22 protein-coding genes and 1 pseudogene are annotated in these 20,892 nt (G+C 70.2%); 15 read left to right on the plus strand and 8 right to left on the minus strand.

Annotation, left to right across the window (positions count from 1 at the left end):
• Positions 1-93: 93 nt before the first annotated feature.
• The 3 genes from PV419_RS02580 to PV419_RS02590 form a co-directional block, all read right to left on the minus strand.
• Positions 94-1,545 (minus strand): glycoside hydrolase family 32 protein, encoded by a 1,452-nt coding sequence (locus tag PV419_RS02580; RefSeq protein ID WP_319685960.1) that lies wholly within the window; start codon positions 1,543-1,545, stop codon positions 94-96.
• Positions 1,538-2,917, minus strand: a complete 1,380-nt coding sequence (locus tag PV419_RS02585; RefSeq protein ID WP_319685961.1) for a glycoside hydrolase family 172 protein — start codon at positions 2,915-2,917, stop codon at positions 1,538-1,540. Before PV419_RS02585 ends, PV419_RS02580 begins: the two co-directional genes overlap by 8 nt.
• A gap of 92 nt (positions 2,918-3,009) precedes the next feature.
• Positions 3,010-4,017 carry a LacI family DNA-binding transcriptional regulator gene (locus PV419_RS02590; RefSeq protein ID WP_319685962.1) on the minus strand — a complete coding sequence of 336 codons (1,008 nt, stop codon included), beginning with the start codon at positions 4,015-4,017 and terminating at the stop codon, positions 3,010-3,012.
• A 437-nt stretch (positions 4,018-4,454) separates the two neighbouring features.
• On the opposite strand from PV419_RS02590, the gene PV419_RS02595 reads away from it, so the two are divergent.
• The 5 genes from PV419_RS02595 to PV419_RS02610 all read left to right on the plus strand — a co-directional run bounded on the left by PV419_RS02595 (position 4,455) and on the right by PV419_RS02610 (position 8,029).
• Entirely contained in the window at positions 4,455-5,795 is a 1,341-nt protein-coding gene (locus PV419_RS02595; RefSeq protein WP_319685963.1) for an ABC transporter substrate-binding protein, read from the plus strand.
• A 17-nt stretch (positions 5,796-5,812) separates the two neighbouring features.
• The gene (locus tag PV419_RS02600) at positions 5,813-6,688 is read left to right on the plus strand and encodes a sugar ABC transporter permease (RefSeq protein WP_319685964.1); all 876 of its coding nucleotides are present in this window, start codon (positions 5,813-5,815) and stop codon (positions 6,686-6,688) included.
• Positions 6,685-7,593, plus strand: a complete 909-nt coding sequence (locus tag PV419_RS02605; RefSeq protein ID WP_319685965.1) for a carbohydrate ABC transporter permease — start codon at positions 6,685-6,687, stop codon at positions 7,591-7,593. The genes PV419_RS02600 and PV419_RS02605 overlap by 4 nt, the downstream gene beginning before the upstream one ends.
• A gap of 131 nt (positions 7,594-7,724) precedes the next feature.
• The gene (locus PV419_RS53130) at positions 7,725-7,823 is read left to right on the plus strand and encodes a twin-arginine translocation signal domain-containing protein (protein ID WP_415925222.1); all 99 of its coding nucleotides are present in this window, start codon (positions 7,725-7,727) and stop codon (positions 7,821-7,823) included.
• The gene (locus PV419_RS02610; RefSeq protein WP_319685966.1) at positions 7,820-8,029 is read left to right on the plus strand and encodes a hypothetical protein; all 210 of its coding nucleotides are present in this window, start codon (positions 7,820-7,822) and stop codon (positions 8,027-8,029) included. The genes PV419_RS53130 and PV419_RS02610 overlap by 4 nt, the downstream gene beginning before the upstream one ends.
• A gap of 824 nt (positions 8,030-8,853) precedes the next feature.
• Here PV419_RS02610 and PV419_RS02615 read toward each other — a convergent pair.
• From PV419_RS02615 to PV419_RS02625, 3 genes and pseudogenes are all read right to left on the minus strand, one after another.
• Entirely contained in the window at positions 8,854-9,267 is a 414-nt protein-coding gene (locus PV419_RS02615; protein ID WP_319685967.1) for a PIN domain nuclease, read from the minus strand.
• The gene (locus PV419_RS02620; RefSeq protein WP_319685968.1) at positions 9,264-9,518 is read right to left on the minus strand and encodes a type II toxin-antitoxin system VapB family antitoxin; all 255 of its coding nucleotides are present in this window, start codon (positions 9,516-9,518) and stop codon (positions 9,264-9,266) included. Before PV419_RS02620 ends, PV419_RS02615 begins: the two co-directional genes overlap by 4 nt.
• A gap of 600 nt (positions 9,519-10,118) precedes the next feature.
• Positions 10,119-10,613, minus strand: a pseudogene (locus PV419_RS02625) (MMPL family transporter); the annotation flags it as partial.
• Positions 10,614-10,908: 295 nt separating this feature from the next.
• Here PV419_RS02625 and PV419_RS02630 point away from each other — a divergent pair.
• Both PV419_RS02630 and PV419_RS02635 read left to right on the plus strand, forming a co-directional pair.
• Positions 10,909-11,514 (plus strand): choice-of-anchor C family protein, encoded by a 606-nt coding sequence (locus PV419_RS02630; protein ID WP_319685970.1) that lies wholly within the window; start codon positions 10,909-10,911, stop codon positions 11,512-11,514.
• 178 nt (positions 11,515-11,692) lie between these two features.
• On the plus strand, positions 11,693-11,992 hold the full coding sequence (locus tag PV419_RS02635) for a hypothetical protein (RefSeq protein WP_319685971.1): 300 nt from the start codon (positions 11,693-11,695) through the stop codon (positions 11,990-11,992).
• Positions 11,993-12,027: 35 nt separating this feature from the next.
• On the opposite strand, the gene PV419_RS02640 is transcribed toward PV419_RS02635, so the two are convergent.
• Positions 12,028-13,002: a helix-turn-helix domain-containing protein gene (locus PV419_RS02640; RefSeq protein WP_319685972.1), complete on the minus strand. Its 975-nt coding sequence runs from the start codon at positions 13,000-13,002 to the stop codon at positions 12,028-12,030.
• 183 nt (positions 13,003-13,185) lie between these two features.
• Here PV419_RS02640 and PV419_RS02645 point away from each other — a divergent pair, with 183 nt between their 5' ends.
• From PV419_RS02645 to PV419_RS02670, 6 genes are all read left to right on the plus strand, one after another.
• Complete coding sequence (locus PV419_RS02645) at positions 13,186-14,676, plus strand: FG-GAP repeat protein (RefSeq protein ID WP_319685973.1); 1,491 nt, start codon at positions 13,186-13,188, stop codon at positions 14,674-14,676.
• A 194-nt stretch (positions 14,677-14,870) separates the two neighbouring features.
• Positions 14,871-15,656: an RNA ligase family protein gene (locus tag PV419_RS02650; RefSeq protein WP_319685974.1), complete on the plus strand. Its 786-nt coding sequence runs from the start codon at positions 14,871-14,873 to the stop codon at positions 15,654-15,656.
• On the plus strand, positions 15,643-16,821 hold the full coding sequence (locus tag PV419_RS02655) for an AAA family ATPase (RefSeq protein ID WP_319685975.1): 1,179 nt from the start codon (positions 15,643-15,645) through the stop codon (positions 16,819-16,821). The genes PV419_RS02650 and PV419_RS02655 overlap by 14 nt, the downstream gene beginning before the upstream one ends.
• A gap of 149 nt (positions 16,822-16,970) precedes the next feature.
• Positions 16,971-17,384, plus strand: a complete 414-nt coding sequence (gene trxA / locus PV419_RS02660) for a thioredoxin (RefSeq protein ID WP_319685976.1) — start codon at positions 16,971-16,973, stop codon at positions 17,382-17,384.
• Entirely contained in the window at positions 17,377-17,976 is a 600-nt protein-coding gene (locus PV419_RS02665) for a histidine phosphatase family protein (protein ID WP_319685977.1), read from the plus strand. Before trxA ends, PV419_RS02665 begins: the two co-directional genes overlap by 8 nt.
• 46 nt (positions 17,977-18,022) lie before the next feature.
• Positions 18,023-18,448 carry an OsmC family protein gene (locus PV419_RS02670; RefSeq protein ID WP_319685978.1) on the plus strand — a complete coding sequence of 142 codons (426 nt, stop codon included), beginning with the start codon at positions 18,023-18,025 and terminating at the stop codon, positions 18,446-18,448.
• On the opposite strand, the gene PV419_RS02675 is transcribed toward PV419_RS02670, so the two are convergent.
• The gene (locus tag PV419_RS02675) at positions 18,423-19,037 is read right to left on the minus strand and encodes a hypothetical protein (protein WP_319685979.1); all 615 of its coding nucleotides are present in this window, start codon (positions 19,035-19,037) and stop codon (positions 18,423-18,425) included. The two genes, PV419_RS02670 and PV419_RS02675, sit on opposite strands and share 26 nt — an antisense overlap.
• A 176-nt stretch (positions 19,038-19,213) precedes the next feature.
• Here PV419_RS02675 and PV419_RS02680 point away from each other — a divergent pair, with 176 nt between their 5' ends.
• Both PV419_RS02680 and PV419_RS02685 read left to right on the plus strand, forming a co-directional pair.
• Entirely contained in the window at positions 19,214-19,990 is a 777-nt protein-coding gene (locus PV419_RS02680; protein WP_319685980.1) for an IclR family transcriptional regulator, read from the plus strand.
• Positions 19,987-20,883 (plus strand): SMP-30/gluconolactonase/LRE family protein, encoded by an 897-nt coding sequence (locus tag PV419_RS02685; RefSeq protein ID WP_319685981.1) that lies wholly within the window; start codon positions 19,987-19,989, stop codon positions 20,881-20,883. The genes PV419_RS02680 and PV419_RS02685 overlap by 4 nt, the downstream gene beginning before the upstream one ends.
• Positions 20,884-20,892: the final 9 nt, after the last annotated feature.

Raw genomic sequence — 20,892 nt, forward strand, 5'->3', positions numbered from 1 at the left:
ACGGTGGTAAGGGACGTCGCCGGGGCAATGGGGCATGCGTGGGTTGCCCCGCCGCTTCTGGCGGGACAGCCCACGCGGGTGCCACGAGTCGGTCTACCGGCCACCGAGCTGTTCAGGCGGGGTCAGGTCCCATGCTCTGAGCGTGTACGCGGCCGAGCCGACGCCCGTCGCACCCATCTGCACGCGCCATGGACCGTCGCCGACAGGGTAGAAGCGAAGGGTGAGGGTGCGTCCGGAGGCGGTGAAGATCTCTGCGACCGAGTGGTCGAGCAGGATGCGCAGGCTCGCGGTGGGTCCCTCGGACGGCAGGCACCAACTGCCGCCCTTGGCGCGGGGGTCGAGGGAGGCGTAAGCGCGGTCGACGAGCACTTCGCCGGTGACCGGGTCGTGCACGATGTCGAGGTACTCGGTCCCGCCCGGTGAGGTGAGCAGCCGCAGGCGTCCGCCGCGCTCCAGGGTCACCATCAGGTCGGTGGCCCGGGCCACCTCGCCGAGGTCCACCGGTTGCTCGGCGCTCACCTTGCCCGCGGCGGCGATACGGCGTTCACCGCGCAAGGCGAGCAGTTCGCGGGCGGGCTGCTGGATCAGCTCGCCGTCCGGGTCTGGCGACACCTCACGGGGCACGGACAGCATTCCCGCCCACCCTGCCTCGTCGGTCCACACGCTCGGGGCACCGACGTACTCCTCGTCCCGGGCCTCCCAGATCCAGGCCCACATCAGCCAACGTCCGTCAGGTGCGGGCAGAAGGGCAGGAGCGTAGAAGTCGGGTCCGTGGTCGAGGAGTCGAGGTGACGCGGCGTGGAACTCGCCGTCCTGTTCGCGGCCCGGCCAGTAGATCGCGCAGCTCGCCCCGTCCTCCGGGTCCCAGGCACTGGCGAGGACCGCGCCGGTGCCGTCGGGGAAGGCGGCGTACTGGGCGCACTCCCAGCCCTCCTCGGTGTTGCGGCCATCGCGAAGGGGGTGCGGTGGGCGGGCCAGGAAGACGCCCTCGTACGACCACTCGTCCAGGTCCTGCGAGGTGTACTCCAAGGCCGCGCCGCGTCCGTCGGCCAGGGCCGCGCCGACCAGCATGCGCCAGCGGTCGCCGTCCCGCCACACGTACGGGTCGCGGAACATGGTGGTGCCCTCGGGCGCCTCCGGGATCAGCAGCCGGCCGCGCTTGGTGAAGGTCGTACCGCCGTCGTACGACACCGCCGAGGTGACCGGCTGGTGCCAACGTCCGTTGTGGCGGGCGGAGTAGAAGGCGGTGAGGCGGCCGTCGTGCGAGACCGCGTTGCCCGACCAGATGCCGCCCTCGTCGTCGCTGCCCGGTGTGGGGGCGAGGGCCACCGGCATCAGTTCCCAGTGGATGAGGTCCGGGCTGCGGAAGTGGCCCCAGTGCATGTCCGCGTGGCGGGCGCTGTGCGGGTTGTACTGGAAGTGGACGTGGTAGTTGCCGTCGTGGAAGACGAGGCCGTTGGGGTCGTTGATCCAGTGGGCCGGCGGGCGGAGGTGGACCGCCGGGAAGTGCGTGTCGAGGGCTACCGCCGTCTGGGTCTCAGTCATGGGCGCGCTCGTCGTAGCGGCGGCGGACGGCGGCGGCCTGCTGGACGTTGGCCTCGGACTCCTGCAGCGAACGCTCGCCGCGCTGCCGGGTGCGCTCGGCGAGACGTTCCATGTGGCGGTCGAAACGGGCCTGGTACCGCTCGCGCATCACGGCGATCTCCTCGGCGACCGTGCCGGTGCGCGGCGCGGCGGCGGGCATCGGCTGTCCGGCCGGGCGAACGGGCAGGCGCTGCTCCAGCGGCAGGATGGTGGCCTTGGGGGAGGGCAGGGTCTGGTACCAGTACGCGGTCGAGGCCCAGTCGTCGGCGAGGTGGTTGCCGTGGCCATGCTCGATGGAGACGCGGATGCGTTCCTCGAAGCGGATCGGATCGGCCACGTGGAAGCGGTAGTTGACCGAGTAGCCGGGGACGTCGGCCTCGTGGAGGATCGCGCCGTGGTAGAGGTAGGCGTTCTTCTGCATGCCCCAGGCGTGGTTGAAGTAGTCCTCGGTGCCGGTGCCGTGCAGGGAGGGCGGCCAGCTGGCGGAGCCGTCGGCCTGGAAGTCGTCGTCGATCCAGATCATGTCGTTGCCCTCGCCCCACCAGCTGCCCTGCCGGTGGTGGACGGAGAGGTTGCAGCCGACGTAGTGGCCCTTGCCCTCGGTGTCGAGGATGACGTAGTTGTCCTCGCCGGTCACATCGACGATGTTGACCTCGGGGCTGTTGGTCTGGATGTCCGGGGCCCAGCCGTTGCAGGGGTTGCTGCGGCTCCAGCGGGCGTGGAAGTAGAGCGTGTCCTCGGGAAGTTCCTCGGGGAACAGCTCGTAGTCGATGTAGAAGTACTGCTGGATCGGCAGGTCGTTCTCGTTGACCAGCTCGATGCGGGCGCGCTTGTTGAACGGCATCGGCGCCCAGCAGTTCAACGCCGCGCTGCCGCCGAAGATCAACGACTCCTCGGGCTTGGCGGAGACGGTGAACAGGGCCGACTGGTAGCTGTTGGGCATGCAGTGGCCGATGCCGAAGAAGTCGCCGAGCGGGACGAGAACGGCTGGCTCCTCCTCGTCGTCCCAGGTGATCCGGATGAGGACCTTGCGGTAGTAGTCCGGGTCCGGCTCCTCCCAGTTGACGCCGAGCGCGTTGTGGATCTCCATCACCGGGGCCACGGTGTCGGCCTCAAGGGGGTCGATCAGGCCGGGGCCGAGGGTCTGGCGGCAGAACTGGGTCATCCAGATGTGGGTGATCCGGCCCGGCCCTTCGAGATCGGCCAGGACACGGCTGGAGTGCGCGGGGGTCGTCCAGTAGTCCTGGTTGCGGCCCCGCTGGTCCCAGCTGGAGACGCGTGCGGTGCGGGCCCGCGTGGGGCGGGTGAGGTGTTCGAGGGTGTGCGAGGACATGGGAGACTGACCCCTTCAGTGATGGTTCGCTGAACTCGGGCGGCGGGAGACTGGACCTCTCCCGCTGCCCCCTTTCTTGCTGTGGTGGTGGCTCAGGCCGGGCAGCCGCAGGACTCCCGGTAGGTGATCTCGGGCTCGAGACGGATGGCCCGGGGGCGGGTGGTGAGGGTGCCGTCGATGCGGCTGAGGAGCAGCTGCATCGCGGTGGCACCGATCTCGTGGGCGGGCTGGGTGACCGTGGTGATGCCGGGGCGGAACAGGTCCGTGTGCGGGAAGCCGTCGAAGGTGGCGAAGGCCAGGTCCTCGGGCGTGCTCAGGCCGAGCCCCTTCGCCGCCCCCAGCACGCCCACGGCGGTCTCCGTGCCGGCTGCGACCACTGCCGACGGTCGCTGCGGCTGGCGCAGCACACTCGTCATGCGCTCGCGGGTGTCCTCCGCGCGGCCGCTGCCGGTGACGATCAGGGCGTCGTCCACCTCGATGCCCGCCTCGTCCAGGGCTTCCAGGTAGCCGCGCCGCCGTTCGGCGATGGTGGAGACGTCGGTGTCCCCCGCGGCCAGCGCGATCCGGCGATGGCCGTGCGCCCGCACCAGGTGCAGCACCAGCTCCCGCATGGGGGCGGTGTTCTCGACGCCCACCTGGTCGGCCTTGACCCCGCCGAGTCGGTCGATCAGGACGACCGGAGTGCCCTGGTCGATGACCGCGGTGATCGCCTCCCGATGGGAGCGGGCGACCGGGGCGATGAGCAGGCCGTCGACCCGCCGCTCGGCCAGGACCTCCAGCCCTCTGGCCTCCAGCTCCGGGTCCTCGCCGGAGTTGGCCAGCAACACGGTCAGGCCGGCGCCCATGGCCTCCCGTTCGACCCCGTGGGCCATCGCCGCGAATGCGGGCTCGGCCACATCCGTGAGGATCAGGCCGATGGAGTCCGTGCGCGAGCGGCGCAGCGCGCGGGCCAGACTGTCTCGCCGGTAGCCCGTGGCCCGAACCGCTTCCTCGACGCGCGTACGGGTCTCGTCGCGGACCGGCCGGGTGCCGTTGATGACGTGCGACACGGTGGACGTGGACACCCCGGCCATCCGTGCAACGTCGGAGATCGTGGCCACTGCTGCTTCGCCGCCTCCTCGTGTCGTCGGACCCGATCCGCGATCCGGTCCGTAGCTCCATAGCGTCATACGGTCCGCCGGTCCACGTGGTTGACCGGTTCGCCGTCCACTGTTCCGTTGACCCATAAGCCATCGAAACGATTGCGCAGACCTTCGCACGCCGTGAGGAAGACCGTCAATGCCTGTGGCCAGTACGGAGTCGCCCACTCCTGGAAACTTCTCTGTCACACGGTATTGACACGTCGGGACTCTGGAGGCAAATTTCATCGAAACGTTTGCGTCGGCGCCCACAGAGCCACCCTGACGTCGAGCATGAGAGCACACCGGACATCAGCGTCGGAGCAGACGACCTGTACCAATGTCGGGCATCTCTCCGGATCCTGTCACCCCACGCCGGTTCCGCCTCGTCACACCGTTCCCCGGAAGGCAGCAGCACCATGGCGACCTCTCCTCAGTCCGCGTCCCCGACGACGAGACGGCCCTCCGGCATCTCGCGTCGACTCCTGCTCACCGCCACCGCGAGCGCCCTGTTCGTCACCGCCACGGCCTGCGGTTCCGCGGTGAACACGGCAGATGGATCGTCGTCGGACGGCCTGATCACGCTGTCCATGCACAATCCGGACAGCAAGACGCAGGATCCGGCGACCTGGCATCTGGTACAGGAGTTCAACAAGAAGCACCCCGACATGAAGATCAAGCTGGAGGGCCAACCGGTGGACCAGCACGAGCAGCGGATGACCATCGCGGCACAGAGCGGCACGCTGCCGGAGGTCTTCTGGGTGTACGACTCGCTGGCGAAGACCATGGTCAAGAGCGGCGACCTGCTGGACCTGACCCCGGTCCTCGCCGAGAACGACCTGAAGGCGAAGTTCGCCCCGAGCATGCTCGCCGGGTTCAAGCAGGGGGGTGTCCAGTACGGCCTCCCGTACCAGGCGCTGATCACCGGCTTCTACTACAACAAGGCCATCCTCGACGAGCACAAGATCGCTGTCCCGGAGACCTTCGACGAGCTGGTCGCCGCGGTGAAGAAGCTGAAGTCGGCCGGTGTGGTCCCGATCGCGCAGGGCGCGAACAACTCGTCGTTCAGCGTCTGGGCGTTTTTGACCATGCTCGACCGCTTCGGTTACGAGTCGAAGTACCAGGACATCCTGTCCGGCAAGGCGAGCTACGACAACGCCGACTTCCTGCGCCTGTACAAGAAGGTGGAAGAGCTCGCCAAGGCCGGCGCCTTCCCCTCCAACATGAACACCCAGACGTACGCCCAGGCCGTCGCCTCCTACACCTCCGGCAAGGCGGCCTTCCTCGACGCGGGCGTCTGGGAGGCCGCGAAGATCCAGAAGAGCACCGTGGGCAAGAGCACCGGCTTCTGGGCCGGTCCCACCTTCTCCGACGGTGTCGGGAACCAGAAGCTCGTCATGAACGTCCCCTCGGCGCCGTTCGTGGTCAGCGCCAAGGTCAAGCAGGACAAGAAGAAGTACGCCGCGGTGAAGGCGTTCATCCAGTTCTATTACGGCGACGCGGGCCAGAAGATCCTGGTCGACAACGCCCAGCCGCCCGTCACCACGTACAGGCCGGACGTGGACACCACCAAGGACTCGGTGTTCGCCGCCGTCCTGGCCGAAGCCTCCAAACCCGGCTGGAAGAGCCCCAAGGCCCAGCCCGACCTGGTCGTCTCCGCGGCCACGGCGAGCGCCATGTACGACAGCTTCTACGGCGTCATGGGCGGCAGCCTCAGCCCCGAAGAGGCCGTGAAGAACGTCCAGAAGACCATCAAGTAGGTTCCGGCGGTCACCCCATGAACTGGCTCACCACACGCCGGCACTTCGCGCTCATGATCGCGCCGGCGCTGATCATCTACAGCCTGTACATGATCTATCCGATCCTGTACTCGCTCTATTACAGCTTCACCAACTTCGACGGCGTCTCCGCGGGCGGCTTCGCCGGCCCCGACAATTACCGGCAGATGGCGCAGGACGATGCTTTCTGGACATCGATGCGCAACACCGGGATCATCCTCGGCATCGCCCTGTTCCTGCTGATCCCGCTGGGCTTCCTGCTCGCGATCCTCCTCAGCGGCCGAGTCAGGGGCAGTGGCGCGCTGCGGGCGCTCGTGTTCGCGCCGGCCATCATCGCGCCGATCCTGGTCGGCCTGATCTGGATCTTCATCCTGGACCCCAAGATCGGCCTGGTGAACGCCTTCCTGCTGGCGATCGGCGTGCCCGCGAACCCGCAGTGGATCGGCGGCCCGACGCTCAGCCCGTACTCGATCGGCCTCGTCTACCTCTGGCAGCAGATCGGCTTCGTGCTCACGATCTTCTATGCGGGCCTGCGCATGCTGCCACGCGACGTGATGGAGGCCAGCAGCCTCGACGGGGCCAGCCGCCGACAGCAGCTGCGGTACATCCAGATCCCCATGCTGCGCGAGACCTTCGGCATTGTCACCGCGCTCGTCGTCACCGGCGTCTTCAAGGTCTTCGAGCTCGTCTACGCGCTCACCGGCGGCGGTCCGGTCCACCTCTCGGAGGTCATGGTCAGCTACATGTACCACATCACCTTCACCACCCAGCAGTACGGCTACGGCATGGCCCTGGCGGTGGTGGTGTTCGTGGTGGGCTCGCTCGCCACCGCGGCCACGTTCCTCGGCAACCGCCGTAAGGGAGACGTCCGATGAGCACTCACACCGACGTCCGCCCTCCCCGGTCGGCAGGCACCCCCGTACGGAAGGGCGCCCCGCCCGGGCCCCGACGCCGCGGCCGCGGCCGGCTCATCGTCTCGGCGGCCGCCTACCTGATCACCTTCGTGATCCTGTTCCCGCTGCTGTGGATCGTGCTGTTGTCGTTCCAGACCAACGACAACATCCTCAACCACCCGTTCTCGCTGACGCACCTCACGGCGGCCAACTACTCGCAGGCCCTGAAGACCCTCAACCTGCTGGTGATGTACAAGAACACCCTGATCCTGGCCGTCGTCTCGGTCACGGCCGGGCTGGTCATCTCCTACATGGCGGCGTTCGCGCTCACCCGCATGGTCTTCCGCGGCGGAAGGCGCCGTACACAGAACACACTGCGCTTCTATTTCCTGGCCGGCCTCGCCATCCCGGTCTACATCCTGCTCTTCCCGGTGTACCGGCTCGACATCACCTTCGGCCTGTTCGGCACCTACTTGGCGCTGATACTGCCGTACATCGCCGTCACGATCCCCTTCAACATCCTGCTGCTGACCGGCTTCCTGCGGGACTTTCCCGAGGAGATCGAGCAGGCCGCAGTCGTGGACGGGGTCGGTCTCTGGCGCATGGCCTGGAAGGTCGTCTTCCCGCTCATGCGGCCGGTCATCGCCACCCTCGCGATCCTCAACGTCATCTACGTCTGGAACGAGTTCCCCTTCGCGGTCACGCTCATCAACGACCCGACCATGACCACCGTGTCCCTCGGCGTCTCCCAGTTCCAGGGCGTCTACAGCGTCGACTACGGCGCCATGATGGCGTCCGCCACCCTCGTCCTGCTGCCGCAGCTCGTCATCTACGCGGCCTTCCAGAAACACGTCATCGCGGGCATGACCGCGGGCGCCGTCCGATGAGCGCCCCGCCCGCTCAGGCGCCGTCCCCTCGGCGCTGACGCACTTCCGGTGGCCGGCCGACGGTACTGCCTCTTCGCCCCTCCCTTCTTGCCCAGAGCACGGAGAAGAACCATGAGCAGAACGACCCGGGACTGTCCCGGCGAGGCTTCCTGCAGATCACCGGCGCCACCGGGCTGGCTGCCGCAGCCATCGCCAACGCCTTCCCCGCAAGGCCGAGGGCCCCAGCATGAAGGACCTGCCCACGGTCGACCGCACCGCGCTCAGCCCGCAGCGCCGGGAGATGTACGAGCAGCGCGACGCCCGCATGGCCGACTTCGCCGCCCAACGCAACGAATGGTTCGAACGCCGGGCCGTCGAATCCCGCGAACGCGCCACCAAGAACAAGGAACTGGCAGCCGAGGTGCGTGCCAAGTTCCTCGCCAACACAAGGCACTGAGCTCGTACGCGGCTGACCTGGCAAAAGGGGCGGCGACTCTACCCTCGGGTGAGGAGGGTGAAGCCGTTTCCAGGGCAAGATCGAGTCGAGATCGGAAGATCCGCAAAGGACTCATAATCCGTCGGCCGTGGGTTCGAGTCCCACCCGCCCCACCGAGCGCAGGTCAGGACAACGTTCTGACCTGCGGTGATGCAGTGACTGGAGAGGCGGCGGGGTGGCGTAGAGCCGCAGCTGGGGGACGCTCAGGGGACGCGAGGACGAGGCACTCGCCTGGGCGCAGCGCGCGGACTGCGGGACTGCACCGCCGAGACGCACTCGACGGCCGTCTGGTCGACCATGTGTGCGTCCGGTACGCGACGGCGGGGCGGGACAGCCGATGTGGCCGCGGTGCGGCGGGACCGGTTCCGTGTCGAGCGGTCCCTGGCCGCCTACCGGCAGCCACGCTCTGCTCCCCGGGCAGCGGACTGCTGGGAGGCTGAGCGCGCGGCGGCGCCGGCCACCTTGAGGGAGAACGCCCCTCGTGAGCGCGGCTGCAGGTACGGCAGGCCTGTGCTGATCGATGTGCTGCTCGACGACGACCTTGATGCCGCCTGGCGGGAGGCGGCCGGTCTGGCCGACGACCGCGCGGCTGCTGCTGGGCGCACCCATATGACTCCATCGTGCACTGGGGCTGAGGGCGCGTTCACCGTGTATCGCCGGCCTGTGCACGGAACTGAAACGCAGGCGGAGGCTGATGGGCACCCTTGACCGGTACCGGCTGTGAAAGTGGGCGGGCCGCGCCCGCTCACTGGGTGCCGACGGCGTCTCTCAGTCCCTGAGGCCGATCAGTCCTTGAGATCGATCATCCGTACTGGCTGTCCGGTCGTACGGGCGATCGTCTCGAAGTCGCGGTCGTAGTGAAGCAGAGTCAGTCCCGCCTCTTCCGCGGCGGCGGCGACCAGCAGGTCGACGGGGCCCGCACTGCGGTGCTCGCCCTTGGCGGTGAGCAGTTCCTGGACGACGCGTGCGCGTCGGTGGATGCCCTCGGGCGTGGGGCACCAGGTGTAGTGGGCGTTCAGCGTGCGCTTCACGCGTTCCCGGTCCGCCGCCGAGCGTGCGGAATAAAGGACTTCCAGTTCGGTAATGTCGCACAGGGCGACGAGTCCCACGCTGATCCTGTCGTCCCACTCAGCCGTGGTCCGGGCGATGAGGACGCGGGCGAGGGCGGAGGTGTCGATCAGGTAGTCGGCGACGGTCACTCATCCGCTCCTGCGTCGTGGACACCGTCCGGCCCGCCGGGCCGGTACTTCCTCTTGTCAAGGAGGATGTCGATATCCAGGGCGCCTTCGGCGACCAGTTCGCGGGCTTCTCCGAGCGCGCGTAGTCGCCGGAAGCGGGCGGTGACCTCCCGCAGGGCGGTGTTGATGGTGTCGCGCTTGGTCGTGGTGCCGAGCTCCTTGGCGGCGGCCTCCAGCGCCTCGTCGTCGAGGTCGATCACGGTGCGGCTCATGGCGCCTCCCTCGTATATACAGCGTCATATATCAATATACATGATCCACTATGCCTGGCGGTGGGTGGTGTTACTTGTTCCGCGTTGCCTGCGCCTGGCGGCCCAGCGCAAGGATGTGGCCGATCGGGAAGAATGCCAGGACGATGACGTCACGCCTGCCGAACCGGACGGGCCAAGGAGCGATTCGCGGTGCATGTGCGACCTGAGGACGTGCAGGCGGCTCTGCCGCCGGAGCAACGCCCCGCCGACCCGGACGCCGTCGTCAAGGCGCTGGACAGTCTCCTCGGGTGAGTCGATCTACGGGCGGATCCGGACACCTCCCGGGCCACCGCGGTCGGGGATTTCGCCCGCAAACGCTTTATCTACCGGCTGGCTCCGCCCTCGGGCGAAGAGGGCGGGGCCCTCGTCGCCGGTAAGGCACTCCGCTGCCCGAGGGATCGAGGCCACATCATCTCTGTCGCGCGGCCTGCATCGATGCAGCCCGGCGGGACCGGGAAGGGTCGGGAAGGTCGGCGCATAGCCAGAACCGCGAAGGCCAGTGGGCGGGTGCTGGCACGAGTGCCGTAGGGCGTCCCAGAAGTCGCCTGATCAAGATCCATCGGCGAAGACGACCGCGGAACCGGCGGTGCCCACGGCCAGTCCGGCCGCCTCCTGGGGGCCGTGCCCCTTGGCCCGCTCCAGCACTACCGCGGCGATGACGACCCCGATCACCTCGCCCACCCCGGCCGGGGACTCGGTCTCCAGCGCGCTCCCGCCGGCCTCGACGGTCAGGCCCGCGTCCCGGGCCTGCGCGATGGCCTCCTGCAGCTCCTTCTTGCCGGCGTCGGTGAGGTCGTCGCCCTTCACCTCGTAGGTGACGGTGGCGTACGCCGTGGACGCGTCCTTGCTCACCCCCGCCCGTCGAACGGGCTCACCACCTCCGCTACCTGCGGCCCGTCGGCCACCTTGGTCACCAGCCCGTCGATGGCCGAGCGGTTCGCGGCCGAGGTGACAGGCGCCGAAGGCGACGACGGCCAGGACCGCCGCCCACAGCAGCGCGACGTAACGGCGCCGCCGGAAGGCCCAACGGCCCAGTCGGTAGAGGAAGGTCGCCATGGAAGAGGTCTCCGTATCTGCTCCGGGAACCTCACCAGCCTTTCCGGACGGGCCCTGTCCCGTCGTCCTGCCTGCCGACAATCCCGACTACTCAATAACAAGTACCGGCCGCCCGGAGCGTCGTCCTCTGCGCTCCATGCGAACGAATCGGCTCATTGATGCGCGAGGAAGCGTGAGCGGCCACCGTGCTACGCCCGGCGCGTTCGCACTCCCGCGTGCGCGCCTTCCTGGCGCCTTCTGCCCGGTGGGAGGGTCGAACGCGTTTCACCGACCTTCACCTTTTAGGAGGAAATACATGGTGGTTTCCCGCTCCGTCTTCACTGCGGTTGCCGTGGTCGGGCTGCTGGCTGCCTCCGGTACGGCGCTGGCCGCCGCGCCCGCCGCCCCCGCCGCCGCGGCCGTCAGCCGGTTCGACGACGGCAGCTTCGAGTACCCCGCCGCGCCCGCGAACGCGTTCTCGACCCTCTCCAGCGGCCAGTCCATCGGCCCGTGGAAGGTCACCCGTGGGGGTGTGGACCTGATCGGCGCCGGCTTCTGGCAGGCAGCCGAGGGGGACCAGTCTGTCGATCTCAACGCCGTCCAGCCGGGAGCGGTGGCGCAGACCTTCTCGACGACGGCTGGGCAGCGGTACACAGTGAGGTACTCGCTCGCCGCGAACCCGGGTGGTCCGGCGGTGAAGACCGGGAGCGTGCTGATCGACGGGCAGGACTTCCAGGACTTCTCGTTCGACTCCACGGGCACGAGCCGCACGAACATGGGCTACGTCACCCGCGAGGTCACGTTCGTGGCCAACAACAACACGACGACGCTCGGCTTCGCCAGCACGGTGGGCGGCGCCTACGGGCCGGTCATCGATGACGTACGGGTCGAGACCTGCCGCCCGTGTGGTTGCTCGAAGTAACGGGAGCCGTCAGCTGAGTCAGCGGCGTCAGCGGCGTCAGTGCCGTGATGTTCACTGAGCCGCATGAACCACACCGAGCTCCGCCACCTGCTTGATCTGGCCGGGCAGCTTCGACGGTTATCTAAATCTGCTGGTGCCGGGTGCTCTGGGTGCGGATCTTGTCGGATGGGGCCTGGACATGTCGAAGTACGCCGACCTGTACCGGCCCCACCCGGTCCATCCCGCACCCGGGGGATTGCTGATCTGGGGCAGCTCCGAGCAGGAAGTGACGTTCCACTGGCTGACCGGCGCCGACGACCCGGCCGACTGGCCGGTGCTCGTGCAGGACGACTTCGACAAGTGGCAGCGCTTCGACTGCGGCACCGGCGAGTTCATCCTGCGCCTGCTCACCGACCGGGAGCAGCCGTTCGGCTTTCCGCCCGCGTCGCGGGTGGCCGCCCACTGGTTCGAGGGGGATGGCCTGTCCGAGTCTCAGTAGGCGGTGCCTCAGCAGGCGATGTCTCAGGAGGCGATTCAGTAGGCGATCGGGGTGTGGCGGTATTCGCTCGGTGACATGCCATAGGCGCCCCGGAAGGCGCGGGTGAAGTCGCCCGGGCGGGAGAACCCCCACTTCGCGGCAATGGCCTGGATCGGCCGCGTGGCGAGCCGGGGGTCGGCGAGGTCGCGGCGGCAGCGTTCGAGGCGCTGGTGGCGGATCCAGGACGCCACGGTCAGGCCGTGCCGCTGGAAGAGGCGGTGGAGCGAGCGGGGGGAGATGTGGTGGGCCGCGGCGACAGCGGCCGGGGTGAGGCCGGGGTCGGGCAGGTGCCGGCGGATGAAGCTCTGGACCCGGAGAAGCAGCGCGCGCTCCCGGCTCTCGGGCGGCAGGGCGGAGAGGGCGTCGAGCCGCTGGGCGATGGTGTGGGAGAGCAGATCGATCAGGGTGGTGGACAGCCGGGCCGCGTCCTGGGGGCCGAACTGGTGCGGGTTGCGGGCGATGTGCGTGAGGAACTGGACGAGCAGCGTCGCGAACCCCTCCCCGCCGGGTATGCGGGTGGCCGCGATGTGGTCCACCTGCCGTGCGGTCAGCGGAAGGGCCGCGCGGGGCAGGTGGAGGAGTAACTGGCGCACCGGTGCCGCGCCCTCGGGGGTGGCCCAGCCGTCGAACGGCTCCGACGAGCTGTACACCGCCAGATCCCCGGAGCCGAGCAGGGCTTGCCTTCCGAAGTGCGACAAGCCCATGTTCCCGGAGAGCGTGAGCGACAGCTGTACATAGCCGGGGTCGCCGCGCCGGATCAGCCGGGGGGTCCGGGTCACGGTCAGCGTGGGGTAGGCCATGTCGGAGACCTGGACGTCACCCAGGTCCAGGACCCGGGCCGAGGCCTCGAAGTCCGCCGCCCGGTCGCTGCCCATGGCGGTCGGGATCAGCGTCGAAGCCGTCATGTCGTGCCACCAGCCGAACCGCTCTCCCGGCGTCAGCCATGCCGTCGTCATGGTCGCGATGTCCATGATGTCCCCTTGACCCGCTGATTCGTCACTCTCCGGTCCTGTGGATACCAAGAAGCGGTTTCCGGGGCCCCCGGTTGCGCGGCAGTGTCTCCCGGCGTCCCGGCAAGGCAGGGAGGGAACCGGGACGTGCCGTGGTGAGTCCATGATCGGAGAAGCATCCGTCTGCCGTCATGAGGTGTCGCCGTGCGTCCCATCGTTCCCGCTGCCGCCGCGACCGTGTGCGCCGCCGTGCTCCTGTCCGGGTGCGGCGACGCCGGGGAGTCGGGGGAGGGGGACGGGCAACGACGGGGCAAGGCGGCCGCGAAGAGCCTGGTCGCCAAGTCGTCGGGGGACTTCAACGGCGACGGGTACGACGACTTCGCCACCCTCGTGAACCCGCCGACCAAGTCCGGCAGCCCGCAGAGCCCCGGCCTGGCCGTCGTCTACGGTTCGGCCCGCGGGCTCGACCCGGGTAAGCGCCTCGTCCTCGACGAGAGGTCGGACCACCGCCAGTACCAGGGGCCGCTGCTGCGCGCCGACCTCGACGGTGACGGGTACACCGACCTGGTGACGGTGCGCCTCACCTTCGGGAAGGCGGGTACGCCGCCGACCCCGGAGACGGTCGTGCTGCGCGGCGGGCGGCAGGGTCTGGCACGGCCCCGGCCGCTGACCGTGGGCGGTGTGGAGGCGAAGGCCGCCGGGGACTTCGACGGGGACGGCGCGGCGGACCTGCTCGTGCCGGGGCGCGACGGGGACGACCTGGCCGGGGCAGGTAAGGGGCGGGTGCTGTACGGGCCGTTCGGCGCCGGGGGCCGCACCCCCGCCCGTACCGCGGACTTCGTCGCCGACCAGCACGGGTACGCCGCCCCTGCGAGCGCCACCACCGGGGACTTCGACGGCGACCGGCGGACGGATGTGGTGCTGACGTATTCGTTCGACGCGGAGCAGGACGACAACGCCCCGCCGGACCTCACCTCTGTCGCCTTCTACCGGGGCAGTGCACGGGGCCTGGTGCGGCATCAGCCGGCCGAGGAGCACCTCGCCGCGCTCCTCGGGACGCAGGACGGGCCGAACGTGCCCGGGGCCGGGGACGCCGACAACGACGGGATGGACGATCTGCTGGCGCCCGGCGAGGGGACCGAGCAGGGGGGCGGCAGCGGCGCGGGCAAGCTCACCGTCGTCCACGGGGCGAAGGCGGGGCTGGGCGTGGGCCGCGGGGACCTGTCGGTCGACCAGGCGAGTCCGGGCGTGCCGGGCGATCCGCAGTTCAACGACTGGTTCGGCGCCCTCCCGGCGGTCGGTGACATCAACGACGACGGAAGTCCCGACCTGGTGGTGTCCAGCCCAGGGGAGGACCGCGACAAGGGCCGCGTCACGCTGCTCCCCGGCTCCCCGGGTGGCAAGGGTGGCGAGTACGACCCGAAGCGCAGCAAGGGCGAGGGGGACAGCGGGGAGCGGGCCATCGACCTGGACACCCCGGGCGTGCCCGGCTCCCGCGACGCACCCGGCTCCCGCGGCTTCGGCTGGGAGCCCCCGCTGCTGGACGTCGACGGCGACGGGCACGCCGACGTGATCACCTCCACGCCCGGCGACGCGTATGGCAAGCCGCAGAGCTTCTGGGTCTTCCGGGGAGCGGACGACGGTCTGTCGACGGACGACGTCCGGCGTTTCAGGGTCGCCGACCTCGGCCTGTGACGGAGCGAGGGGGCGTTGTCAGTGCCCCGCCCTACCGTGGAACACGTCCTATCCACGCTGCGGGCTGCGCGTGACTCGGACGCGAGAAGGCCGGACCCCTACAGCGCGGGTCCGGCCTTCGCCCGGCTCAGGGCCTCCGCGGTGCCACGAAACCTCGTTGCCCGATCCGCCGCGTACGACGTAGAAAGAATCCCGTGATCCGCAAGTACCCCAGGACCCCGCATGTGCAGGGCTCCCGACTCCAGCCCGGCGACGAGGACTTGGCCGCCGTACCGTTCGCCGAGATCGCGGGTCGGCACCTCGTGGTCGAGGAGAAGCTCGACGGCGCCAATGCGGCGATCAGCTTCACGCCGGACGGGGAGCTGCGGCTGCAGAGCCGTGGCCACTTCCTCACCGGCGGGCCGAGGGAGCGTCACTTCTCGCCGTTCAAGGCGTGGGCGGCGCTGGTGCGGGACCTGTTGTGGCCGCGGCTGGGGAGCCGTTATGTGCTGTACGGCGAGTGGCTCTATGCCAAGCACACGGTGTACTACGACGCGCTGCCGCACTACTTCTGCGAATTCGACGTGCTGGACCGCGACGAGGGCGTGTTCCTGTCCACCGTCCGCCGCGGCGAGCTGCTGGAGGGGCTTCCCGTGCACTCGGTGCCCGTGCTGCACACCGGGCCGCTGAGCAGCCTGGACGCGCTGACCGCGTTCGTCGGGCCGTCGACGTGCCGTACGCGGGGGTGGCGGGCGGCCCTGCGGGAGACGGCCGGGGCGGGCGGGCTCGACCCCGAGCGGGTGGCCGCGGAGACGGACTCCTCGGACTTCATGGAGGGTCTGTATGTGAAGGTCGAGGAGGACGGGGTGGTGGCCGGCCGCTACAAGTGGGTGCGGGCCGGCTTCCTGACCAGCGTGCTGGACTCCGGCACGCACTGGCTCAACCGCCCGATCGTGCCCAACCGGCTCCGGGACCCGGCGGTGATGTATGCGCGCGCTTGAGGAGCGGGGCGCGTCCGCTGCCCGCGGCGCTTTTCAGGAGTTGCTGGAGCTGTGCCCCGCGCCGCCCGACTGGACGGTTCCCTGGGAGCGGATCGTCGCGGCGTATCCGTGGATCCGCCGACTGGAGGGCGTACCGCAGGACGCCGTCCACCACGGCGAGGGCGATGTGGCCACCCACACCCGCATGGCCGCCGAGACGCTGGCAGGGCTGCCCGAGTGGCGGGCCAGGACCGCGGCCGGGCGGGCGCTGCTGTTCGCCGCCGTGCTGCTGCACGACGCGGCGAAGCCGGACTGCACCGCCATCGACCCCGACGGGCGGATCACCGCCCGCGGCCACTCCCGGCGCGGCGAGCTGATCGCCCGCAGGGTGCTGTGGGAGCTGGGGGCGCCCATTGCTTGGCGTGAGCACGTCGCCGCCCTGGTCAGGCACCACCAGGTGCCGTTCTGGGCGCTGGAGCGGCCGGACCTGGAGCGCATCTCCTTCCGGGCCAGCCTGCTGGCGAGCAACGACGACCTCGCGGTGCTGGCGCGGGCCGACATCCTCGGCCGGATCTGCGGCGATACGGACGTGATGCTGGAGAACGTCGCCCTGTACCGCGAGTACTGCGCCGAGCAGGAGTGCCTGACCACGCCGCGCCGGTTCCCCTCCGACCACGCCCGTTTCGAGTACTTCCGCACACCCGGCCGGGACCCGGACTACGCCGCGTACGACGACACCCGGATGACGGTGACCGTCCTGTCGGGGCTGCCCGGCGTGGGCAAGGACCACTGGACCGGCGCCCACCGGCCCGGTCTGCCCGTGGTCAGCCTGGACGCGCTGCGCGCCGAGCTGGGCGTGGACCCGGCCGCCGACCAGGCCCCGGTGGTGGCGGCCGCGCGGGAGGCGGCGCGGGCGCATCTGCGCGCGGGCGAGCCGTTCGTCTGGAACGCCACCAACGTCTCGCGGCGGCTGCGCGAGCAGTGCGTGGGGCTGGTGGCCGGGTACGGCGGGCGGGTGGAGCTGGTGGCGCTCGAAGCGCCGCCCGCGGTGCTGCGCGCCCGCAACGCGGCCCGGCCCCGGCCGGTGCCCCAAGCGGTCATCGACCGGCTGATCCGCCGCTGGGAGACCCCCGACCCCACCGAGGCACACCGGGTCACCTGGATCGACACGGCGGGGACGGCCTGAGGCGTGGGCAGCCATGGGCAGGCATGGGCAGAGACCACCTGAGGCGCGGCGGGGAATATCACCTGAGGCGGCCTGGTTGACGCGGTCCGGGCCACTGCCGATCGCAGGGAAGGCCCACTGCCGACAGCACGGAAGCAGGTAGCGCAGGCATGAGCACGGTTGAACTCACCAAGGACAATTTCGACGAAATCGTCTCGGGGAACGACTTCGTCCTGATCGACTTCTGGGCCTCCTGGTGCGGGCCGTGCCGGATGTTCGCACCTGTGTACGAGCGGGCCGCGGAGATCCACCAAGACCTGGTCTTCGCGAAGGTCGACACCGAGGCGCAGCCCGAGCTCGCCGCCGCGTTCGACATCCAGTCCATCCCGACCCTGATGATCGTGCGCGAGAACATCGCCGTCTTCGCCCAACCCGGCGCCCTCCCGGAGCCGGCCCTGGAGGACATCATCGGCCAGGCCCGCGGCCTCGACATGGACGCGGTCCGCGCCTCCATCGCCGAGGCGGCCGAGGGCGAGGAGAAGGCGGAGGCGGGCGAGGCGGGAGCTCCGGGCAGCCATGGGTGAGCTGGTGCTGATCCGGCACGGCGAGACCGAGTGGAGCCGGTCGGGCAGACACACCAGCTGGACCGACCTGCCGCTCACCCCCCGTGGCGAGGAGCAGGCCCGCTCGCTGCGTCCGCTGCTCGCCGACCGCAAGATCGCGCTCGCCCTGGTCAGCCCCATGGGACGGGCCGTGGAGACGGCCCGGCTCGCGGGCGTCGAGGGGGCGCGGACCGAGCCGGACCTGCACGAGTGGGACTACGGCGGCTACGAGGGCATCACCACCGACGAGATCCACCGCACCCGGCCCGACTGGAGCCTGTGGACCGACGGGGTCGCCCCGGGTGGCCCCGAGCACCCCGGCGAGTCGCCCGAGCGGATCGGCGCCCGCGTCGACCGGGTGCTGGCCGCCATCGAGTCCGAGCTGCGCGCCGACCGCGGCGATGTGGTCCTCGTCGCCCACGGCCACGTCCTGCGCGTCCTCACCGCGCGCCGGCTCGGGCTGCCGCCCTCCGACGGTGCGCTCTTCCGGCTCGACACGGCGACCGTCAGCCGCCTCGGAACCGAGCACGGCCGACCCGCCGTTGTCGCGTGGAACGTGGGCGCCGGGTCGTAGGCTCAGGGACGCAGAACCTGGCAGAAGCTCACAGAAGGCAGGAAGCATGGCTACGACGCGCACCGCGCACACCGTCTGGCACGGCAGTCTGACCGAGGGCAAAGGGGCGGTGACCTTCGACTCCTCCGGGATCGGCGAGCAGTCGGTCTCCTGGCCCTCGCGAGCCGAGCAGGCGAACGGCAAGACCAGTCCGGAGGAGCTGATCGCGGCCGCGCACTCCAGCTGCTTCTCGATGGCGCTGTCGCACGGCCTCACCCAGGCCGGGACCCCGCCGACGCAGCTGACCACGCAGGCCGACGTCACCTTCCAGCCGGGCACCGGCATCACCGGCATCCACCTCACCGTGGAGGGCACGGTCGAGGGCGTGGACGAGGCCACGTTCGTCGCGGCGGCCGAGGAGGCCAAGAAGAACTGCCCGGTGAGCCAGGCGCTCGCCGGTACGGAGATCACCCTCTCGGCGAAGCTGTCCTGACGGCTTCCACGCGCTGCAGCAGACCCCAGGTGAACTCCGCCACGCAGTGGTGGAGTTCACCTTCTCCGTCCGGGGCCGTGAAGCCGAGCCGCCAGCGGGTGGGCGCCGAGCCCTCCATCGGCCGGGCCGGCGCGAAGGCCTCCGCCACCTCGTCCACCGTGCAGGACCAGGGCGTCAGATCACCGACCGTACGCGGCCGGGGCCCGGCCGCGCCGGGCGCGCGTACCAGCCACTCGTTCCACACCCCGCCGCCCGGCACGGTCAGCACCTCGAACCGCAGATCCGGCCACAGCGGCACGGGCCAGCTCAGCGCCTCGCAGGTCAGATCGCCGATCGCGCGGGTGGCCGTGGTCGCGGGCGCTCCGAGCACGGAACGGTAGTGGGTGACCGCGGACCGGCGCCGCGGCGAGCGCCGCATGGCCTGCCAGCGGCGGTTGGCCTCGCGCATCGTGGAGCGGTTGAAGCCCAGCTCGCGCAGCGCGTCCTCGACCAGGTCCGGGTGATAATCGGCCATTCTCCGCAGCAGCACCAGCACGAAGGGGAAGGGCGTGGGAAAGGAGTCGGCCGAGGGGTCGAGCGCGGAGTTCATGGCCCCATCGTGGCGTACCCGGTGCGTACCCGGTGCGCACTCGGTGGGTACGCGCTGCGGCGCATGGCCATTGCCTGGAGAAGTCACCTCTGCGTAATCTGTGTTCGCGATACCGGCCGCTGGCCGGAATCTCGAACAGATGGTGCCAACTGAACCAGAAGGGGTGAGCGAGCGACATGGGACGCTTGGTGCCCGCGGTGACCCGGGCTCTCGACATACTCGAGCTCTTCCTCGACGGGGACGGCACGCTCTCCGCACCCGAGATCACCCGCAAGCTCGGACTGCCCCGTACGACGGTCCATGAGCTGGTGACCACCCTGGCCGCCCGCGCCTACCTGGTGCAAGTGCCCGACCAGCCCGGCCGCTACCGGCTCGGGGTGCGCCCGTACCAGCTGGGCAGCCGATACTCCGAGCAGCTGGACCTGGCCGCCGAGGGACAGCAGGTGGCCCGCAGCGTCGCCGAGACCTGCGACGAGACCGTCCATGTCGCCATCCTCGAAGGCGTGGACGTCATCTATATCGCCAAGGTCGACTCCACCCACGCCGTCCGCATGGTCTCCGCCGCCGGCCGCCGACTGCCCGCCCACTGCACCTCGGTCGGCAAGATGCTGCTCGCCGCCCTCTCGGAGGAGGCTCTGGCCACCCGCATCCCGGAGGACAAGCCGCTGGCCGCGATGACGGACAACAGCATCACCTCCCCGCACGAGCTGCGCCGCCATCTCGCCGCCATCCGCGAGCGCGGCATCGCCTACGAACAGCGCGAGTCCAACCCGGACGTGAGCTGCGTGGCGGCCCCGGTGCGGGACGCGGCGGGCAAGGTCGTGGCGGCGCTGTCCATCTCGGTGCCGATGATCCGCTGGAGCGAGGAGCGGCAGGAGGAGCTGGCGGAGCTGGCCGCCAAGGGCGCGGGCGAGCTGTCGGCCCGCCTCGGACACCGGAGGCGTGGAGCATGAGCGGAACGAATGGGGTGGCCGGCATCACCGGCGGCAACGGCACCCGTGACGGGCTGGAGCTCGCCGTCCGGGCGGCCGCCGAGCTGGGCGAGGGCCCGACGTGGGACGCCGCGGCGCAGCGGCTGATCTGGGTCGACATCCTCTCGTCCCGCGTGCACACCTACGACCCGGCCGACGGCCGGCGCACGGTCCTGGCCACCGAGCAGCACGTCGGCGCGGCCAAGCCCCGCGCGGGCGGCGGGCTGGTGGTCAACCTCCGCGACGGCATCGGCCTGTACGGGGCCGACGGCGGATTCTCCTGGCTGGCCCACGAGGCGGTCCCCGGCCGCCGCGGCAACGACGCGGCCGTGGCGCCGGACGGCTCGCTGTGGGCGGGCACCATGCGCTACGACGAGGCGACGGGCGGCGGCACACTGTCCCGTATCGCCCCGGACGGCTCCCGTACGGAGATCCTGCCGGACGTCACGGTCAGCAACGGCACCGGTTGGAGCCCCGACGGCCGCCTCATGTACTACGCCGACACCCCCACCTGCCGGATCGACGTCTTCGACGTGGCGGGTGAGGGGGTCGCGGGCCGCCGTCCCTTCGTACGGATCGAGGACGGCGCGGGCTTCCCCGACGGGCTGTGCGTGGACGCCGACGGCTGTGTGTGGGTCGCGCTGTGGGACGGCGGCGCGGTCCGCCGCTACACCCCGGACGGCGCGCTCGACCGGGTGGTCGAGCTGCCGGTACGCCGCCCGACCGCGTGCGCGTTCGGCGGATCCGCCCTGACCGACCTGTATGTGACCTCGGCCCGGGTCGGGCTCGGCCCCGCCGAGCAGCCGCTCGCCGGGTCGGTGCTCGTCCTCGCGGGGGCGGGGCAGGGTCTCGCGCAGCCGGCGTTCAGGGGCTGAGGCGCGGAC

This window comes from Streptomyces sp. ME19-01-6 (genome assembly GCF_033793745.1).
Taxonomy (GTDB): domain Bacteria; phylum Actinomycetota; class Actinomycetes; order Streptomycetales; family Streptomycetaceae; genus Streptomyces.

Bases quoted from the DNA above. Each gene is read 5' to 3' on its own strand.
- PV419_RS02580 (WP_319685960.1), bottom strand. From the start codon at position 1,545: ATGACTGAGACCCAGACGGCGGTAGCCCTCGACACGCACTTCCCGGCG.
- PV419_RS02585 (WP_319685961.1), bottom strand. From the start codon at position 2,917: ATGTCCTCGCACACCCTCGAACACCTCACCCGCCCCACGCGGGCCCGC.
- PV419_RS02595 (WP_319685963.1), top strand. From the start codon at position 4,455: ATGGCGACCTCTCCTCAGTCCGCGTCCCCGACGACGAGACGGCCCTCC.
- PV419_RS02600 (WP_319685964.1), top strand. From the start codon at position 5,813: ATGAACTGGCTCACCACACGCCGGCACTTCGCGCTCATGATCGCGCCG.
- PV419_RS02605 (WP_319685965.1), top strand. From the start codon at position 6,685: ATGAGCACTCACACCGACGTCCGCCCTCCCCGGTCGGCAGGCACCCCC.
- PV419_RS02610 (WP_319685966.1), top strand. From the start codon at position 7,820: ATGAAGGACCTGCCCACGGTCGACCGCACCGCGCTCAGCCCGCAGCGC.
- PV419_RS02620 (WP_319685968.1), bottom strand. From the start codon at position 9,518: ATGAGCCGCACCGTGATCGACCTCGACGACGAGGCGCTGGAGGCCGCC.
- PV419_RS02630 (WP_319685970.1), top strand. From the start codon at position 10,909: ATGGTGGTTTCCCGCTCCGTCTTCACTGCGGTTGCCGTGGTCGGGCTG.
- PV419_RS02635 (WP_319685971.1), top strand. From the start codon at position 11,693: ATGTCGAAGTACGCCGACCTGTACCGGCCCCACCCGGTCCATCCCGCA.
- PV419_RS02640 (WP_319685972.1), bottom strand. From the start codon at position 13,002: ATGGACATCGCGACCATGACGACGGCATGGCTGACGCCGGGAGAGCGG.
- PV419_RS02655 (WP_319685975.1), top strand. From the start codon at position 15,643: ATGCGCGCGCTTGAGGAGCGGGGCGCGTCCGCTGCCCGCGGCGCTTTT.
- trxA (WP_319685976.1), top strand. From the start codon at position 16,971: ATGAGCACGGTTGAACTCACCAAGGACAATTTCGACGAAATCGTCTCG.
- PV419_RS02665 (WP_319685977.1), top strand. From the start codon at position 17,377: ATGGGTGAGCTGGTGCTGATCCGGCACGGCGAGACCGAGTGGAGCCGG.
- PV419_RS02670 (WP_319685978.1), top strand. From the start codon at position 18,023: ATGGCTACGACGCGCACCGCGCACACCGTCTGGCACGGCAGTCTGACC.
- PV419_RS02675 (WP_319685979.1), bottom strand. From the start codon at position 19,037: ATGAACTCCGCGCTCGACCCCTCGGCCGACTCCTTTCCCACGCCCTTC.
- PV419_RS02680 (WP_319685980.1), top strand. From the start codon at position 19,214: ATGGGACGCTTGGTGCCCGCGGTGACCCGGGCTCTCGACATACTCGAG.
- PV419_RS02685 (WP_319685981.1), top strand. From the start codon at position 19,987: ATGAGCGGAACGAATGGGGTGGCCGGCATCACCGGCGGCAACGGCACC.